The organism is Mesorhizobium sp. B2-4-2 (assembly GCF_006442845.1).
Lineage (GTDB): Bacteria > Pseudomonadota > Alphaproteobacteria > Rhizobiales > Rhizobiaceae > Mesorhizobium.
In genome coordinates, this window is sequence record NZ_VFVM01000003.1 from 253,452 (window position 1) to 270,691 (window position 17,240).

A 17,240-nucleotide genomic window follows, 5' to 3' on the forward strand; every position below is an offset into this window, starting at 1 on the left:
CGCTCCCCGAGCGATCGAGAAATCGTCATGGCCGAAGCGAAAACTTCAACGTCCCAGCGCCCTATCGTAACGATGCAACGCATCGGCAAGTCGTTTGGCGCGAACCGCGTGCTGTCGGACATTTCGTTCGAGGTCAAGGCCGGCGAAACGCATGCACTGCTCGGCGAAAACGGTGCGGGCAAGTCGACGCTCATGAAGATCCTCATGGGCGCGTATCGGACGGACGAAGGCCGGATTCTGTTCGACGGCGAGGACGTCACCGCCCTGTCGCTTCGAGAGAGGATCGATCGCGGAATCGCAATGATCTTCCAGGAGCTGAGCGTCTTGCCGAACCGTTCGGTTGCCGAAAACCTGTTTATCCTTCGCGAGCCGCTCGCCTTCGGCCGACGTGTCGATGCCAGAAAAATGCTGCGCGAGGCCCGGGCTCTGATCGAGCGATTTGCCTTCTCGCTCGATGCTTCGGCACGTGTGGGCGACCTGGCGTTCGCTCAGCGCCAGATGGTCGAGATTCTCAAAGCGATCTCGCGGGGCGCCAAGCTGCTCGTAATGGACGAGCCGACTTCGTCCCTGACCATCCATGAGGAGGAAACGCTTTTTCGGACAATCGGTCAGCTCAAGCAGAACGGAATCGGTATCGTCTACATCAGCCATCGCATGGCCGATGTGCTGCAGCTTTCGGATCGCATCTCGATCATCAAGGATGGGCGACTGGTCGGCCCGCTCGATCCGGAGAAGACGTCCATCGAGGATATCGCGTCGTTGATGTCCCGGCCCAAGGTCGAAACAGCTTCCCCAGCCGCAGCCGCGCCAGCAAATCGTCAACCGGCGACGCCCGCCGGGATGCCGGCTCTTGAGGTCCGTGACCTTGCCACCTCGCGCAAACTGTCCGGCGTGTCGTTCTCGATCGACCCGGGCGAGATCGTCGGCCTTGCCGGGCTTGTCGGCAGTGGCCGCTCGACCCTGGGCAAGGCTTTGTTCGGCATCCTTCCGGATGTAACCGGCCACATCGCCGTCGGGAGCGACCCCGTCCAGCCGGGCAGTGTGAGCAGGGCCATCGCTGCCGGTATCGCGCTTGTTCCCGAAGACCGTCGGCTCGAAGGTCTTGTGGGTGGGCGCTCGATCGAGGAGAACCTCGCGCTCCCCCGCCTTTCCGAGTTCTCGCTGGCGGGTCCGTTCGGGCCGATGGCGAAGGCCCGGATAACGGCTCTGTTCAGACAATACCGGGACGATCTCAGTATCCTGTGCCGCGGTCCCTTACAGAAAGCCCAGGAGCTTTCGGGCGGCAATCAGCAGAAGATCGTCTTCGCCAAATGGCTGGCCATGAAGCCGAAGCTGTTGATCCTCGACGAACCAACCTCCGGCGTCGACATCAATGCCAAGCGCGATATGCGCGACCTTGTGCGCCGCACGGCCGGCGAAGGCGTCGCCGTGCTGCTTATTTCTTCGGAACTCGAAGAACTTCTGGATTTGTCCGATCGCATTCTGGTCATGGCGCAAGGGCGGATTACGCGCAGCATCGATCGCGCGGACGACGAGACAAAACTTCGCGCGTTGCTGCAGGCCGAGGCGGCCAGACAAGCCAGTGCGCGCGCCCAGGGAGTTGCAGCATGAAACCGTCCCCTATGCCCTCGCACGCAAATGCGATAAATTTTTTCCGCGATCACATCACCTATGTGATCTTCCTGGCGATAACCCTCTACTTCGTCCTGTTTGCTCCACACTTCGCGTCTGTCTCGACCGCAAGCGCGGTTCTGCGAATCACAGCCATCGTTTCGGCAATGGCGATCGGCATGACATTCGTCATCATCTGCGGCGAAATCGACCTGTCGGTAGGATCGGTTGCGAGTTTTTCAGGGATGATCGGAGCGCTGCTGCTCGGCCAGGATGTTCCCACCTATGTGGCAGCTCTTCTGGTGCTGGCCGCCGGCGCAGCGATCGGGGCCACCTCGGGCATCCTTGTTACGAAAATACGCATTCCATCGTTTCTTGTGACCCTTGGCATGCTGTCGATCTTTTCCGGACTGGCGCTGACGATCACCGGCACCCGGCCGGTGTCGATCGTCGACGATGATTTCTCGAACCTGTTCTGGAACGGCAGTTTTCTGGGCGTGCAGGCGCCAATCTGGTGGACGATCGTCCTAACTGCCGTCGGCTATTATCTTCTGCACCAGATGCCCTTCGGCAGGCGTGTTTATGCGACTGGTGGAAACCCTGTAGCCGCCCGCTTTTCCGGGGTGCGGACGGACAGCGTCAAGATTTTCGCCTTTGTGCTGTCCGGCATGATGGCATCCCTTGCAGGCATGATGCTCGCGGCCCGCTCCACCGCCGGCAATCCCAGCCTGGGGGCGGGTCTCGAACTCGACGTCATCGCGGCCGTGATCATAGGCGGGACAAGTCTCTTCGGCGGCTATGGATCGATCGTCGGTTCTGTCGTCGGAGCAATCTTCATAGGAATTCTCGGATTCGGTCTTCTCGTGCTCGGTCTTTCGACCAGCATCCAGGAGGTGATCAAGGGCGCTATCATCATCATTGCCGTCTCGTTGAACCGGCGTTGAAAGCAGCAGAGTTCCATGACCCGACGAAACGCGCGCGTTCCACGCGTTGACTGCCGAAGTAGGACCGACCCACCCGAAATTCTCTGCCGTCACAGACCTGCTGGCCCGCTCGGTGTCCGCGCTAGGTAGCGGCTTCGTTGGCCAGGTGGTCCTGCATGAGGTCACCATAAGGTTCAACATCGAATGCGGTTGGAAAATTCTCGGGCTTATAGGCCGGGATCGCCGCCTTCCGATCCAGAACCGACTGATGGACCAGCGGCCGCCGTTCCTGTCGCTCGATCGTGCGCGGCTCGGCTTGCGGTAGGTAGAAGCCGAGGACCGATTTTCGCTTCCATTCACGCCATTTGACGGACTTTGGGATCCACTCGAGCGGCTTCCAGCCCACCGTCATTGAATCATGCACGATCCCCAACGGATCGGGGCTGACGAACGTCATCGTCCCCTCGCCCTTCCCTTCCCCGAAGACAAGCCGCTCCAGCATGCGGGAATTGGTCTGCAATCCAAATGCTTTGGCCTGATCAACCATCCAGTCGAGCGGAAATTTGGATATGGCGCTTTCCTCTTCAGGATAGCCACCGCCGACATCGGAATGAGATCCGGCGAACCAGACTTGTTTGATATCCTGCTCTTTTGCCGGCGAAATCTTGTCGAAAGGATTTTCGACGAATGGCTGCGGCTCGACCCACCGGTTCAGCCGGAACATGCGACGATGCTCATCGATCGCAATTGCATGTCGAAAGACTTCGACGCTCGGGTTGGTCCTCGTATGCGGCAGTGTGAGGAGCTGTGGCAGAAGCCGGTCGCCTCGCGGCACGATGATCGACGCTACGGTGTCCCAGACACCAAGAAACTTGATGCGCGCGTCCCGGGCTCCTGAAACCTTGGAAAAGTGCCAGGCAACGTTAAGGTCGTGCTCGTCGCTGGCTTGCTTGTAAGAGCTTACGGCATACTCGACGATGTTGAGTTGGTCCGGATGCAGCAGGCCGATCATGTGGATCAAGCCCGCAACGGCGCGGGCTGTATAGGCTCCCCGGCTGAAGCCAAAGAGGAAGATTGCGTCCCCTTCGACGTAGTGCCTGCAGATGAAGGCGTAGGCGCCGGCGATTTCGGCGTCGAGACCATATCCAGTTGCGAGCTCGAACACGGATTTCGCGTTCTGGCGCCATCGCGTCCAGGCATCGCTGGCACCGATGGTTCCTATGCCGGCGTCGTAATAGACGCGCTGCTCCTCATTCTTCTTCAGGATGCGGAACAACTTCAAGACGTTCGAGAGATTGCGCTCGATCTGGTTTCCCGTTCCATCGCAGCAGACAACGATGTTTTTGCCAGTCCGCTTCAACACCACCGCCTTTGAAGGTCCAGTTCAGACCAACCGACTTTGACCCAAGCTGTGGATCACATCAACAGGCGTCTGACGATGGGTACCGATGAGAATGTAGCGGCGCGGTCGGCGTGGTTCCGGTGGCGAAAGAAGAGGGGCTCAATCAAAGAAGCCCGTATCCTCTTCCCTGAGATACTTCCTGGCTGCTTCGGCGTCGATATCGAGGCCCAGGCCCGGCGCTTCCAGCAGGTCCACCATGCTGTCCTTCACGATCTGCGACGGCAGGCCGATCACGAGATCCTCCCACCAGGGGTCAGAGGCGCTCGGATATTCGAAGGCAATGTAGTTGGCGGGCAAGGTGGCGCAAACGTTGATCAGGGCGCCGAGGCCCAGCAGGCCGTTGGCGGTGCCGTGCGGCGCCATCAGGATGGAGTGCATATAGGCATGCTCGGCGACCCATTTGAGCTCGGCAATGCCGCCGATATCGGCAGGATCTGGGCCGATGACGCGCACCGCCTGCGTCTCGATCAGCTCCTTGAAATTGTGCCGCAAGTAGATCTGCTCGCCGGTATGGATCGGCGTCGAGGTGGAGGTGGTCAGCTCCCGATAGGCCTGCGGATTGACCCACGGCACATAGTCGCCGGTCAGCATGTCCTCGAGCCACATCAAATTGTACTTCTCCACCGCGCGAGCGAACTTGATCGCATCGGGCAGCATCCAGCCCGGGCCGCAGTCGAGCGCCAGGCTGACCTTGTCGCCCAGCACTTCCTTCATGGCGATCACGCAGTCGAGCATGTGGTTGAAACCGCGCTCGCTGATCACGCCCTGATCCATGGCACCGTGATAGCCGGCCTTCTTCTGCGTCACGCCATAATGGAAGTCCTCGATGCTGTCCTTCATGTTCGAGTGGAACGAGATTCCTTGCTTGACCATGAAGAAGTTCTGCGGCTGCTCCATCATCCATTTGACGTCGGCCGCATAATCCTCCGGCCGGTCGCCCGCGCGTTTCCGGCGGATCGAGCCGTTATAGACGCGCACCTTGTCGCGCACCTTGCCGCCGAGCAGTTTGTAGGCCGGCACGCCAGCGGCCTTGCCGGCAATGTCCCACAGCGCATGCTCGATCGCGGAGACGGCGGCGCCATAGGGCTTGAACGAACCTCGCTGGCGGATCTTCAGCATCACCCGCTCGACGTCGGTCGGATCCTCGCCGATCAGCGCCTCGCGGAAATGCAGCACAAAGGGCTTGAGATAGGTCTTTGTGAACTCGACCTCGCCAAGGCCATGGAGGCCCTCGTCAGTGACGACGCGAACGATGGGATGCCGCCCGATGACGGCGCAGCGCAGGTCGGTGATCTTCATGGCACAGTCCTATTTCACAGACGAGAAAGCTGTCGGTGTGAGCAGCTGGCTGGCGATATTGGCAACGATCTGCCCGTCACGCTCAGACTCGTCCCGGGCCCTGTGCCATGCCGGATCGGTGACGAAAGCCGCCCATTTCGCCTCACGCTCGGCCAGCGATTCCCAGGCGAGGAAATAGGTAAGGCGATTGCTGTTTTCGCCGATCGCCGTGGTGAAAAACCCGGCTTGGCGGATGCCATGCCTCTCCCAGATGGCCAGCGTCTGGTCGGAAAAGCGCTTGAGCAAGGCCGGCAGCCTGCCCGGCAGGCAGTCATAGATACGCAGTTCGTAGATCATGGTTTCGTCCGTTTCTTTCTTCGCCTCTCCCCTCGGAGAGGTCGACACGAATGGTCGGTCGTTGGCCCTGTGAGCTTGAGGAATGAGGGCTGGGCGTCTGGGCTAACTCCAGGTCCGGTCCCAGCTATATTCATTGTCCCAATGCTCGGTGGATTGCCAGATGCCGGTGACACCCGGCTGCAGATGCTGCGAGATCACCTCGTCTACGACGTCGTCGATCCCCAGACCCGGCTTGTCCGGAACAGTGATGAACCCGTCCTGCACGAGCGGCTTGGGAAGGCCGGTGACGATATCGTCCCACCAGTCGACATCGGCGGAGTGATATTCGAGCGCCATGAAGTTCTCGGTCGCGGTGGCGACATGGGCCGCGGCCATCGCGGCGATTGGACTTTCGGCCATGTGGATGGCCATGGCGACGCCGTGATCCTGCGCCATGTCGCCGATCTTCTTGGTCTCCAGGATGCCCCCGCTGGTGAGCAGGTCCGGGTGGACAATGGAGAGGCCACCGCTCTTGAGCAGAGGCTCGAACCCCTCCTTGAGGTAGATGTCCTCGCCGGTGCAGATGGGCACCGTGGTGGCGTCCTGCAACTGCCGGTACTGCTCGGTGTACTGCCAGGGGATCACGTCCTCGAGCCAGGCCGGCACGTATTTTTCAATTCGCCTGGCGAGCCGAATGCCGTTCTGCAACGAGATGTGGCCGACGTGGTCGATAGCGAGCGGGATCTCCATGCCGATGACCTCGCGAACCTCGGCAATGTACTGCTCGAGCAGGTCGAGGCCCTTGTCGGAAAAATGGAGGCCGGTAAACGGGTGGGCGACATTATGCAGGTCGTAGGCCGCGTTGCGGGCGCGCCGCTCATCAACGGTCTTGAGTGGGCCGCGGGCAGGATGAACGCGATAGCCTTCCAGTGAGCCGGCAGGAGACACGACCGCGCCGGGCACATCCGCGATCTGCATCAGCCCCAGATCCATCTTGAGGAAGGTGAAGCCGAGTTCCATGCGCTGCTTGAGGCGCTTGCCGGTCTCTGTGCCGCTCGGCACGGTTGCATCGGTATCGCAATAGAGGCGCACCTTCTCCCGAAACCGGCCGCCGAGCATCTGGTAGATCGGAACGCCATAGGCCTTGCCGGCGAGATCCCACAGCGCGATTTCGACCGCCGAGACGCCGCCGCCTTGCCGGCCGTGCCCGCCGAACTGCTTGATCCGGCGAAACAGGCGATCGATGTTGCAGGGATTCTCGCCAAGCAACCGGCTCTTCAGCATCAGCGCGTAGGTGGCGCTGGCCCCGTCGCGCACCTCGCCAAGTCCGACGATGCCCTGGTTGGTGTAGATCTTGAGCAGCGCCGTCGTGAACGGTGCGCCGACGATTTCGGCCACCCGCATGTCGGTGATGCGAAGATCGGACGGCTTGGAGTTCATGTTCACCCGATCAAGGGCTTCGTCGGCTCCACCGGTCTTGGGCATCACTTATCCTCGTTTTTGGTAGGCGGGCTTTTCGGCGGCATGCAGCCCCGACATGAGGCGACATGCGTCAGCCCAGCTCAATCTCGTGGGCTTGCAGGTACTCGCGGTCCATCTCGATGCCGAGACCGGGCTTCGACGTCAGTTTCAGGCTGCCGTTCGAAACGTCGAGCGGTGTGTCGATGAGATGATCGTATTTACCCAGGTTCCATTCCGACGTCTCGAGCTTGTAGAAGTTAGGAACGGTCATCATCACCTGCGCGCCCGCCACCACGTTGATCGGCCCCGCGGCGTCATGCGGCGAGACCGGGACGTAGTAGGCTTCGCACAGGGCAGAGATCTTCTTGAGTTCGGTAATGCCGCCGGTCCAGGTGACGTCAGGCATGATGTAGTCAGCGAGCTTGTTTTCGAGCACCGGCACGAAGTCCCACTTGGTGTGGCCGCGTTCGCCCCACGAGATGGCGGCGCTGACCTTCTCACGCACCTGCTTGAGGGCATTGAGGCTCTCGGGCGGGCAAGGCTCCTCGAACCAGTCGATCTGGCCGGCTTCCTCGAGGCTTCGGCAGAGGCGAATGGCGGTCGGAACGTCGAAACGGCCGTGCGCATCGATGAGGATATCGACATCAGGGCCCGCCGTTTCGCGGATCAGAGCCGTGAGTTCGGCCGCTTCGCGCTCGTCCTTGCGAGTCATGCTGCCATCGAGGTAGCCGTCCCGCTGTTCGCGCGACACGCCATCGGCGCCACGTCCCTGATGCGGGAAAGGATCAAACTTGAGCGCGGTGTGTCCGGACTCGACGATGTCCCGAATTTCGCGGACCACCGCCTCCTTGCTGGTAAATTTGGACTGGTTGGGATGGGTGTAGAGCGCGATTTCATCGCGCACCGGCCCGCCCAGCAGCTCGTAGATGGGCTTGCCCAAAACTTTGCCCCGGATGTCCCAGAGAGCTATGTCGATGGCGCTCACGCATTCGACCGCGGCGCCGCGGCTGCCCATATAGGTGAAGCTGCGGAAAATCTTGTGCCAGAGATGCTCGATCCGGGCCGGGTCCTCGCCGGTCACGGCGGCGCCGATCTGCCGTAGGATCGTGCAGAGCGCGCGGTTGGCGAGCCTGGTGGTGGTCGTGATCTCTCCCCAGCCGCTCACCCCCTCGTCGGTCGTCACTTCGACGAACAGGTACTCTCCCCAATAGGACGCATCGGACTTGATCAGCCACGGCCGAATGCTCGTAATTTTCATGTCAGCTACCTCTGTCTGATCGTCGGGCTAGCGATGTTCTGGAACGGGCATTCTATCCGGCCCGAGCGGCGTTGCGCGCACGCATATGTTCGAGGATGTGCCGGCCGGAGCCCTCGACATGGCGAGCAACGAGTTCGGCCGCCTTGTCGGCGTCTCCGGCTTTTACGAACGCGATGAGCTCGCGGTGCTCGCGAATGATCGCGGCACGCCGGGCAAGCGTGAAATTGAAACGCCGGCTCACGGCTCGCAGCACTTCACGATGCTTCCACCAAAGCTCGGCGGCATGGCGGTTGTAATGCCGCTGGTACATCACGGTGTGGAAGGCGGTATCCAGCTCGCTGTGCCTGAACGTATCGGCGAAGTTGTTCTCTTCAATCAGGTCCTGGAGACGTTGGAGTTCGGCGATGTCCTCGCCGGTGGCCATATTCACAAACCATCGCGTCAGGGCCGGCTCGATCAGAACGCCGATCTCATAAATGTCGCGGACAAACTCCTGATCGATAGGCCGGACGCGCGCCCCGCGGTTGGGGAGAAAGGTGACAAAGCCTTCGCCGCGCAAGAGCTGCAAGGCTTCGCGCACGGGGTTGGTCGAGGTGCCGTGGCGCCGGGCGAGATCAGTGACCACGAGCCGTTCGTTGGCGGCAAGCCGTCCCTCGATGATGTCTTCCCTGATCAGCTCATAAAGCGAGGCGCCCTCGCTGGACGCCCCTATGGGGTCAATCCCCACCGGTGGCTTGGCTTTGAAATCGTTTGGTTCGGCCAAGGCCGGCTCCCCTGGATTAATACACACCCTTTCCGATTAACACGCAAAGTTTCGATAAACAATGTACGATCTAACGCGTTGACAGGCAATTCATGATCTGAAAACGTACAAGGCTCCCGAACGGGTACACAGATACAAAGACGTCCTGCGATCAAACGAGCAAGACCGCTTTGCCTCGCCGCAAAGCGGCATGGGAGAACCAGGGAGGATACCTATGACGAGGATTATACTCGGCAGTGCGGTCCTGCGCGGCACTGTCGTCAGCGTTTTGGCGGCATCACTGATGTCCACATCGGCGCTGGGCGCACCGCCGGTCGACCTCAGCAAGTGGTCGCCGGAATATGTTCGCGCCATTGCGGGCACACAGGATTTCGACACGGCGGCCGATTGTGCCAAGGTCACCCCGCTGGACTACAAGGGGCGACTGACCTTCTGGTATCAGGGCGTGTTCGAGGGCGACCCCGACCTCCTGCGCCAATACTACAAGGAATTCTTCGAAACCTTCCGCAAGACCTATCCAAACATCCAGCTCGAGGAACAAGCCCTCACCTATAACGATCTTCTCGACAAGTTCCGCACCGCGCTCCTCGGCAATGCCGCGCCGATGGCGGTCCGCTTGCAAATCCTGGGTGGTACCGAATTCGCTTCAAAAGGCTATCTGCAGCCGCTGAAGCCCGAGGACGTGGGCTATTCGACCGAGGACTTCTGGCCCGGCGCCATGAAGGCCGTGACCTGGGACGGGGTGACCTACGGCATTCCAACCAACAACGAAACGATGGCGTTCATCTGGAACGCCGACATCTTCAAACGCGCCGGCCTCGATCCGGACAAGCCACCGGCAACCTGGGACGACGTCATCAAGTATTCCAAGCAGATCCACGACAAGCTCGGCATTGCCGGGTATGGCCTCGTGGCTCGCAAGAATGCCGGCAATACGCCGTATCGCTTCATGCCGCAGCTATGGGCCTATGGTGGCGGCGTCTTCGACGAAGCGGCGGCAAACCCGACCTATGAGCAGGTCGAGCTGGACAGCCCGCAGAGCAAGGCGGCGCTGCAGGCTTCCTACGACATGTATGTTCGCGACAAGTCGGTTCCGGTTTCGGCACTCACCAACCAGCAGGCCGATAACCAGCCCCTGTTCGTCGCCGGCCAACTCGGCATGATGATCTCGCACCCCTCCGACTACAATGTCATGCTCGACCTGCAGAAGAAGGCGACGGGCACCGACAAGGACAAGGCGCAGACCGTCATAGACAACATGCGCTACGGCCTGATCCCGGCCGGGCCCGACGGCAAGCGCGCCGTCGTGTTCGGCGGCTCGAACATCCACATCCTGAAGCCCGAATATGTCGAAGGCGGCAAGGTAGACGAGCCGGCGGCGAAGGCTATCATCTGCATGTGGACGAGCCCTGAATGGTCGCTGAAGATGGCCTATGCCGGATCGAATCCCGGCAACCTGAACGGCTTCAAGACCAAATGGATGAAGGAACGTCTGGACAACATCAAATTCCTCGATGTCACGACCTCGATGCTGCCATACGGCATCCCGTTCCCGGCGCTGCCGCAGGCCCCGGAGATCATGAACATCATCGTCCCGGACATGCTGCAGAATGCCCTGACCGGAGCGATGACCGTCGACCAGGCGGCGGACGACGCGGCCCAGAAGGTGAAAGACCTGATGGGCGGGCTCTAGCCTGCGCCTGACCCACGACCTGACCGGCTGCGCTGACAGCGCAGCCGGTTCGTTCCGAAGAAACAAGGGCATACCATCGTGACGATCGTGACCGGCAAGGCCGAGGCGCGCCGAAAATTGCAACCCGGCAGGTCCGGTGCGCTGCGGGATATCTGGGAGCATCGCGCCGACTACGCGTACGTGCTGCCCGCGATCGCCGTGATGCTCATCGTCATCGCCTATCCGATCTACTACACGATCGAGCTGTCGTTCTATAAGACGCCACCCGGCTTGCAGCTCCGTGACAAGACCTTCATCGGCTTCGACAACTACACGGCCATCCTCACCAGCGAGGTGTTCTGGAAAGTCACCTGGAACACGCTGATCTGGACATTCGGGTCCACCTTCATCTCCTTTGTCCTGGGGTTTGCCACTGCGCTGGCGCTCCACCGCGACTTTATCGGCCGCGGTGTGCTGCGCGCTATCCTGATCATTCCCTGGGTCATCAGCGCGGTCGCCGCCTCCTATATCTGGAAGTGGATCTACCATTCGGATTTCGGCATCATCGGCGCAGTGCTGGTCGGCCTCGGATTGGCCGACCGACCGCCGAATTTCATCGACAATGTCAGCACGGTTCTCCCCTCGCTGATCGTCGTCAATATCTGGCGCGAGTTTCCGTTCGCCATGATCATGATGATGGCGGGCCTGCAGACAGTCCCCGAGCAGTTGCTGCTCGCCGCGAAAGTTGACGGAGCCAATGCCTGGCAGCGCTTCTGGCACGTCACCTTCCCGCATCTGCGCAACGTCTCGGTGGTGACGATCCTGCTGCTGGCAGTGGCCAACTTCAATTCCTTCATTATCCCCTGGATCATGACCGGCGGCGGGCCGTCGAACGCATCGCATATCTGGATCACCCATATTTACGAACTCGCCTTCGGCCGGCAGCGCTGGGGCGTGGCATCGGCCTATTCGGTGCTCCTGTTCATCATCCTGATGACGCTGGGCTATTTCTACGTCCGTGCGCTGAGCGGCAACGAGCGGAAGGAGGGCGGCGTATGAGCGCGATTGCCGAGACGGTCTCCCGAGGCCAGACCCGTCGCCGTATGCGCGTCGACGGATGGCGGTGGGCCGGGCGCATCTTCCTCGTTTTCATGCTGCTTTATACGGCGTTGCCGATGATCTGGATGCTGATCACCTCGATCAAATCGGGGTTCGCGGCGACGCAATTCCCGCCGCAATGGTGGCCGGACGAGCCGACCCTCGCCAGCTATCAGAAATTGCTCGATCCGCAGAACAGCGTCGGCCAGGACTTCCTCCGCTTCTTCTGGAACAGCCTGTTCGTGTCGACCGTCACGACAATCCTTTCCGTAATCGTGGCTGTCCCCGCGGCCTACGCTTTTTCGCGCTTCAGTTTCCCCGGACGGAACTTCCTGTTCTTCGCCGTTTTGCTGCGCAACATGTTCCCGGCAGTGATCTTTCTCGTGCCGCTCTTCATCCTGATGCGCGCGATCGGCCTGGTGAACACGCACGGCTCGCTCATTCTCACCTATCTGACCTTCGGGCTGCCGCTGGCGATCTGGCTGCTCAAGGGCTTCTACGACAACATCCCGGTGCAACTCGAGCAGGCGGCGCGCATCGACGGCGCAACGCGGTTCCAGGCCTTCATCCTGATCGTGATGCCGCTCTCGACGCCTGGGATCATCGCCACCGCGATCTATTCCTTCATCGGCGCCTGGAACGAATACATCTACGCCTACACCTTCCTTTCCAAGAACGAGCAATTGACCCTGCCGGTCGGCATCCAGCGCTTCTTCTCGGAAAACACGACGGACTTTCCGGGCCTGATGGCGGCCAGCTTCATGATGAGCGTGCCCGTCGTGGTGCTGTTCCTCGTCCTGCAACGATACTTCGTACGCGCCCTTACAGAAGGCGCGGTCAAGCATTAGGGAGTTGCCGATGGCCCACGTGGTCCTCAAAGATCTCGTCAAGACCTATGGCGGCTTCAAAGCTGTCAACGATGTTTCGCTGACGGTCAATGACGGCGAGTTCGTTGCGCTGGTCGGCCCTTCAGGCTGCGGCAAGACAACCACGCTCAATCTCGTCGCGGGGCTGACCTCGATCACATCGGGCGACATCGTCATCGGAGACCGGGTGGTCAATGATCTCGACCCCAAGGACCGGGACATCGCAATGGTGTTCCAGAACTACGCGCTGTACCCGCAGAAATCGGTCTACAAGAACCTGGCGTTCCCGCTGCAGATGCGGAAACTCTCCAGGGACGAGATCGACAAGAAGGTCAGGGAAGCGGCGCGCGTTCTCGACATGACGCACCTGCTCGAGCGCAAACCGCGGGAACTTTCGGGCGGGCAGCAGCAGCGCGTCGCCCTTGGCCGTGCCCTCGTCCGCGACCCCGCTGTGTTCCTCATGGACGAGCCGCTCTCCAACCTCGACGCCAAACTGCGCGTGCAGATGCGATCCGAGATCAAGCGCTTCCACCAGGACCTCAAGGCAACGATCATCTACGTGACGCACGACCAGCTCGAAGCCGTGACCATGGCCGACAAGATGGCGGTGATGAATGGCGGCTATCTGCAGCAATACGATTCACCGGCGCAGGTCTTTGCCCATCCGGTCAACATGTTCGTCGCCAGCTTTATCGGCAGCCCGGCGATGAGTCTCATTCCGCTGGAGGCTTCGACGGCAAACGGCAGCACCGCGCTGACCAGCGCGGAAGGCTGGACGCTTGAGCTGTCGCAACTCAACGCGCGCAAGGTCCAGGGAGCGACCACCAAGAAGGTCGTGCTCGGCGCGCGGCACTCGACGATCAAGCTGCACAAAAGCGCGGTCCCGGGCGCCATTCCGGCCAAGGCCTATACGGTGGAGCCGACCGGAGACGTCACCTTCGTGCAAGCATTCCTGTCGGGCGCCATCGTCAACATCAGCGTGTCGCCCAACGTCGCCGTCAAACCTGATGAGCGGATCTGGCTCGAGTTCGACCAGGAGCGGATGCATCTGTTCGACGGCGAAACTGAAATGGCCCTCAAGGCCGATTGAGACAGGGGATGCGCGTGGAACGCGGGCGTGTATGACCAAGAACCTGAAGATCACCGCGATCAAGCCCTACCCGGTATGGGTGGGAACGCGCAACCAGATGCTCGTCAAGGTCGAGACCGACCAGGGTATCTTCGGCTGGGGCGAGAGCGGCTTGAGCGGTCGCGAGAAAGCCGTGGCGGGCGCGGTCGAGCACTATCGCGAGTTTCTCATCGGCCGCGACCCGATGCAGATCGGCCTGATCTGGCAGGAGGTTTACCGCAGTCAGTACTTCGAAGGAGGCCGGGTCCTGCAGGCGGCGATTTCCGCCATCGACATCGCCCTTCATGACATCAAAGGCAAGGCGCTGGGGGTGCCCGTCTACGAGCTGCTTGGCGGCAAGCAGCGCGACCGCGTGCCCACCTTCGCCTCGACCGGAGACGAGGCCGAGGGCGATGTTGCGATCGAACGCGCCCGCGAACTGCGCGCGCAGGGCTGGCAGGCAATCCGCTTCTTCCCCATCGGACAAAGCAGCAAGGACGTCTTCGAGCCGCGTGAATCGATCGGCCCTACGGCGAGCATGCTGAACAAAGCGCGCGAGGCGCTGGGCGATGAGGTGGTGCTCGGCGTCGATTATCATCACCGGCTGTCGGTGGCCGAGGCGGCGAGCTTCTGCAGCAAGCTCGGCCGCGGCGTGCTTGATTTCCTCGAGGAGCCGATACGGGCCGAGACACCAGAGGCGTACGAGTCCCTTCGTACGATGACCGACATCCCCTTTGCCATCGGCGAGGAATTTGCCAGCAAGTGGCAGTTCCTGCCTTACATCGAGCGCGGCATCCACCAGTTCAACCGGCTCGATGTCTGCAATGTCGGCGGGCTCACCGAGGCGATGAAAGTCGCTGGCTGGAGCGAGGCGCACTATGTGGACCTGATGCCACACAATCCCCTTGGCCCGGTGTGCACGGCCGCAACCGTGCATCTCGCCGCCGCGGTGCCCAACTTTGCGTGGCTAGAAACCAGGATCCCCGAAAGGAAGCTGGGTTTCGACAATTCCGACTTTTTCCCCGTACAGCCAAGGCTCGACGGGCCCGATTATCCGGTCAGCGACCTGCCGGGGCTCGGCGTCGAGGTCAATGAAGCGGCGGTCCAGGCGCAGAGTTTCCGTTTCTGGGAAGCGCCACATCTCAAGCGCCGCGACGGCTCTGTCACCAACTGGTAATTCAATTTCAACCGGAGTCCGAAAATGACGCATACTCCCGATATCACGCGGCCGCCCAAGGACCTGATCGACGCGCTAAGGGAGATCGGCGCCGCCACGGTCGCGGGCACACTTGGCCATATGGGCTTTCGCAATCCGCACATGGTCGGCCCGGTGCCGCAGAACCATGGGAGGTCGATCGTCGGGCCGGCACTGACATTGCAGTTCATGCCGCAGAGACCGGACCTCTTCACCGAGGGAGAATATGCCGATCCGGAGACGCAACTTCACAGACATGTGCTCTACCATGCGCAGGAGGGCGACGTGGTCGTCGTCGACGCGCGCGGCGACATGAGCTCCGGTGTCTTCGGCGATATGATGTCGACCTATTTCAAGGGCAGAGGCGGTGCGGGCATTGTCATCGATGGGTGCATGCGCGACCGGCCCAATGTCGAAAAGCTCGACCTGCCTCTTTGGCTGCGCGGCTGGACGCCAAATTATCATGTGCAGACCAGCATCTATCCCAATGCGGTCAACGTTCCGATTGCCTGCGGCGGTGTCACGGTGATCCCCGGCGACATCATCGTCGCCGATGACGACGGGGTGGTGGTGCTTCCCGTCGCAATGGCCCCGAAGGTCATCGAAGAATCCCAGAAGCATCACGATTGGGAGGAATTCTCACGAATGAAACTCATGGGGGGCGCGCCGTTGCAACGCTACTATCCACTGCACCCAAGCGCGAACGACGAGTACGAGGCTTGGCGGAAAGCCAACGCCAAACCTTGATAGACAGGATGAACTGACAGTCGCCAGCGCGCGTCAGCCATTCCCCCTAATTTATCCTGGCGCCGCGCTGTGCGTCGAACAGGTGCGCCTTGCGCACCATCGTCTCCAGCCCGATCTCCTGATCAGGTTTGAATGGCGGCCGATCCCGGCTCTCCGCCCGCTCGTTGACCTAAGCTGGGTTTAATCCCTGGCCACTCCAGACCTGTCCCTGCCGAAAGCTGGCGGCTTTTGCATCGGGAGATACCTGACCGCGCTGGTGGCGACACATTACCGTAACGGAAGCGGTCCTATCATTCATTCGGTGATTTTGGGCGGGGGCCGGGATCGTCGGCCGGGACCGTCAAGATTAGGGGACCTGATATGGCCACGCAGCTTTGTCACATAGAGACAGCATTCTCGGGAGCGGGCTCGGCAATGGCTCCAAAGTTCGCGGAATCATGCGCTTGGGCGAATGCACGAGGCGTAACAATCTATCAGCGTTCAAAAACGGTATGGATCGCGGCCGGCGGCTATCGAGGCCGCGATTTGAAAGTAAAGGGACGGTCGCCTGCCACCGCGCTCGCACTATGGATTGAGGCTGTCCAGTACAGAGGTTCTACATGAGGCTGACCAACGAGGCGTCCAAGGCACGCAAGGAGATCAGCATCCATCGTATCGCCGCCCTGATACCAGCTTAGGATATCGCAGGCCGTCGCCGAAAATCGATCCCCGGCCGAGCTTTGTCCATGCGATCAGCCCGGCCGCTTTGGTCGAGCTGGTTCATCATGAGCCCGCGAGCGCCAGCATGACGCTCGCCCCAAGTGCGGAACGCACCTGGCTCAACATCAAGCGGACGCCCGGAGCTGAAAATTTTACGCGGCCGCGCCTGGCGCCGCGGCTCCGGTCGCGTAAAAATGCTTCTGTCGAAGCTCGAATCAACTCCGCCATCATGTTTTCTCCAGAAGAAACGCCCATATAAAAGCAGGTTGGCGGGCCGTTGCCATTCGGGCAGACACCGCTAGCGTTGCGGCGGTGATCCGAACCCGCCAAAACGGATGGCGCGCCCTGCCGGACGGTTTGATATCGCGGTCAACACGTAGGGAGAAACACGCGATCGGGTTGCGCTCGGCATGTGTTGATGGTTTGTTGCCGGTCAGCGGAGAACGAGTGATGCGAGAATCCATCGGTCAAGACGAATACGGGTCGACCAGCCCCTTCGATCCGGATGACCTGCCGAATTTGAATGCGATCGGTCCGGCGATGGGCAGCGGCAATGACTTCGAGAGATACGCGGTCGCCGTCATAATCGTGTTCGGCGCCCTGATCATAGGCGGGCTGATGGCCGCGTCGATGACCTTCGGCCACCGCAACGGTTTCCTGTTCGCGCTCGGCGGCGCCACATCGGCCTGGATATCGGGAAACGCGCTTCTGCTCGACCGGCCGCGCATCTACGCACTGTTCGTCGGCATCGCGGCCCTGATGCTGATCGCATCCACCGTCACGCTGATTTCGTGACGGCTTGATCGTCAATTAAAGCGGTCGT

Annotated in this window: 15 protein-coding genes; 9 read left to right on the forward strand and 6 right to left on the reverse strand. The window is 60.9% G+C overall.

From position 1 onward, the window contains the following. Positions 1-27: 27 nt before the first annotated feature. Positions 28-1,611 carry a sugar ABC transporter ATP-binding protein gene (locus FJ942_RS08200; RefSeq protein ID WP_140624780.1) on the forward strand — a complete coding sequence of 528 codons (1,584 nt, stop codon included), beginning with the start codon at positions 28-30 and terminating at the stop codon, positions 1,609-1,611. Beyond that, positions 1,608-2,555, forward strand: a complete 948-nt coding sequence (locus tag FJ942_RS08205) for an ABC transporter permease (RefSeq protein WP_181168517.1) — start codon at positions 1,608-1,610, stop codon at positions 2,553-2,555. Before FJ942_RS08200 ends, FJ942_RS08205 begins: the two co-directional genes overlap by 4 nt. 121 nt (positions 2,556-2,676) lie before the next feature. On the opposite strand, the gene FJ942_RS08210 is transcribed toward FJ942_RS08205, so the two are convergent. The 6 genes from FJ942_RS08210 to FJ942_RS08235 form a co-directional block, all read right to left on the reverse strand. Continuing rightward, the gene (locus FJ942_RS08210; RefSeq protein WP_140496527.1) at positions 2,677-3,894 is read right to left on the reverse strand and encodes a DUF2235 domain-containing protein; all 1,218 of its coding nucleotides are present in this window, start codon (positions 3,892-3,894) and stop codon (positions 2,677-2,679) included. 141 nt (positions 3,895-4,035) lie between these two features. Beyond that, complete coding sequence (locus FJ942_RS08215; protein WP_140496529.1) at positions 4,036-5,235, reverse strand: mandelate racemase/muconate lactonizing enzyme family protein; 1,200 nt, start codon at positions 5,233-5,235, stop codon at positions 4,036-4,038. Between the two features lie 9 nt (positions 5,236-5,244). Further along, complete coding sequence (locus FJ942_RS08220; protein ID WP_140496531.1) at positions 5,245-5,571, reverse strand: NIPSNAP family protein; 327 nt, start codon at positions 5,569-5,571, stop codon at positions 5,245-5,247. A gap of 102 nt (positions 5,572-5,673) precedes the next feature. Further along, positions 5,674-7,035 (reverse strand): mandelate racemase/muconate lactonizing enzyme family protein, encoded by a 1,362-nt coding sequence (locus FJ942_RS08225; protein WP_140560844.1) that lies wholly within the window; start codon positions 7,033-7,035, stop codon positions 5,674-5,676. Positions 7,036-7,102: 67 nt separating this feature from the next. Then, positions 7,103-8,269, reverse strand: a complete 1,167-nt coding sequence (locus FJ942_RS08230; protein ID WP_140897468.1) for a mandelate racemase/muconate lactonizing enzyme family protein — start codon at positions 8,267-8,269, stop codon at positions 7,103-7,105. A 52-nt stretch (positions 8,270-8,321) separates the two neighbouring features. Continuing rightward, positions 8,322-9,032 carry a GntR family transcriptional regulator gene (locus FJ942_RS08235; RefSeq protein WP_140496537.1) on the reverse strand — a complete coding sequence of 237 codons (711 nt, stop codon included), beginning with the start codon at positions 9,030-9,032 and terminating at the stop codon, positions 8,322-8,324. 214 nt (positions 9,033-9,246) lie between these two features. On the opposite strand from FJ942_RS08235, the gene FJ942_RS08240 reads away from it, so the two are divergent. The 7 genes from FJ942_RS08240 (at position 9,247) to FJ942_RS08270 (ending at position 17,212) form a co-directional block, all read left to right on the forward strand. After that, positions 9,247-10,725 (forward strand): sugar ABC transporter substrate-binding protein, encoded by a 1,479-nt coding sequence (locus FJ942_RS08240; RefSeq protein WP_140524025.1) that lies wholly within the window; start codon positions 9,247-9,249, stop codon positions 10,723-10,725. Between the two features lie 78 nt (positions 10,726-10,803). Then, a complete protein-coding gene (locus FJ942_RS08245; protein WP_140685004.1) occupies positions 10,804-11,763 on the forward strand; it encodes a sugar ABC transporter permease in 960 nt (319 codons plus the stop codon). Continuing rightward, positions 11,760-12,650: a carbohydrate ABC transporter permease gene (locus tag FJ942_RS08250; protein ID WP_140496543.1), complete on the forward strand. Its 891-nt coding sequence runs from the start codon at positions 11,760-11,762 to the stop codon at positions 12,648-12,650. Before FJ942_RS08245 ends, FJ942_RS08250 begins: the two co-directional genes overlap by 4 nt. 10 nt (positions 12,651-12,660) lie before the next feature. Then, positions 12,661-13,758, forward strand: coding sequence for an ABC transporter ATP-binding protein (locus tag FJ942_RS08255; protein WP_140496545.1), 1,098 nt, complete (start codon positions 12,661-12,663; stop codon positions 13,756-13,758). A gap of 31 nt (positions 13,759-13,789) precedes the next feature. Next, positions 13,790-14,953, forward strand: coding sequence for a mandelate racemase/muconate lactonizing enzyme family protein (locus FJ942_RS08260; RefSeq protein ID WP_140496547.1), 1,164 nt, complete (start codon positions 13,790-13,792; stop codon positions 14,951-14,953). Positions 14,954-14,977: 24 nt separating this feature from the next. After that, positions 14,978-15,718 (forward strand): ribonuclease activity regulator RraA, encoded by a 741-nt coding sequence (locus tag FJ942_RS08265; protein ID WP_140897469.1) that lies wholly within the window; start codon positions 14,978-14,980, stop codon positions 15,716-15,718. A 1,149-nt stretch (positions 15,719-16,867) separates the two neighbouring features. Continuing rightward, entirely contained in the window at positions 16,868-17,212 is a 345-nt protein-coding gene (locus FJ942_RS08270) for a hypothetical protein (protein ID WP_140496551.1), read from the forward strand. Positions 17,213-17,240 lie beyond the last annotated feature (28 nt).

Excerpts from the sequence above, each read along its gene's own strand:
- FJ942_RS08270 (WP_140496551.1), top strand. The coding sequence starts at position 16,868 with ATGCGAGAATCCATCGGTCAAGACGAATACGGGTCGACCAGCCCCTTC.
- FJ942_RS08265 (WP_140897469.1), top strand. The coding sequence starts at position 14,978 with ATGACGCATACTCCCGATATCACGCGGCCGCCCAAGGACCTGATCGAC.
- FJ942_RS08230 (WP_140897468.1), bottom strand. The coding sequence starts at position 8,269 with ATGAAAATTACGAGCATTCGGCCGTGGCTGATCAAGTCCGATGCGTCC.
- FJ942_RS08205 (WP_181168517.1), top strand. The coding sequence starts at position 1,608 with ATGAAACCGTCCCCTATGCCCTCGCACGCAAATGCGATAAATTTTTTC.
- FJ942_RS08200 (WP_140624780.1), top strand. The coding sequence starts at position 28 with ATGGCCGAAGCGAAAACTTCAACGTCCCAGCGCCCTATCGTAACGATG.
- FJ942_RS08220 (WP_140496531.1), bottom strand. The coding sequence starts at position 5,571 with ATGATCTACGAACTGCGTATCTATGACTGCCTGCCGGGCAGGCTGCCG.
- FJ942_RS08225 (WP_140560844.1), bottom strand. The coding sequence starts at position 7,035 with ATGCCCAAGACCGGTGGAGCCGACGAAGCCCTTGATCGGGTGAACATG.
- FJ942_RS08240 (WP_140524025.1), top strand. The coding sequence starts at position 9,247 with ATGACGAGGATTATACTCGGCAGTGCGGTCCTGCGCGGCACTGTCGTC.
- FJ942_RS08255 (WP_140496545.1), top strand. The coding sequence starts at position 12,661 with ATGGCCCACGTGGTCCTCAAAGATCTCGTCAAGACCTATGGCGGCTTC.
- FJ942_RS08260 (WP_140496547.1), top strand. The coding sequence starts at position 13,790 with ATGACCAAGAACCTGAAGATCACCGCGATCAAGCCCTACCCGGTATGG.
- FJ942_RS08215 (WP_140496529.1), bottom strand. The coding sequence starts at position 5,235 with ATGAAGATCACCGACCTGCGCTGCGCCGTCATCGGGCGGCATCCCATC.
- FJ942_RS08250 (WP_140496543.1), top strand. The coding sequence starts at position 11,760 with ATGAGCGCGATTGCCGAGACGGTCTCCCGAGGCCAGACCCGTCGCCGT.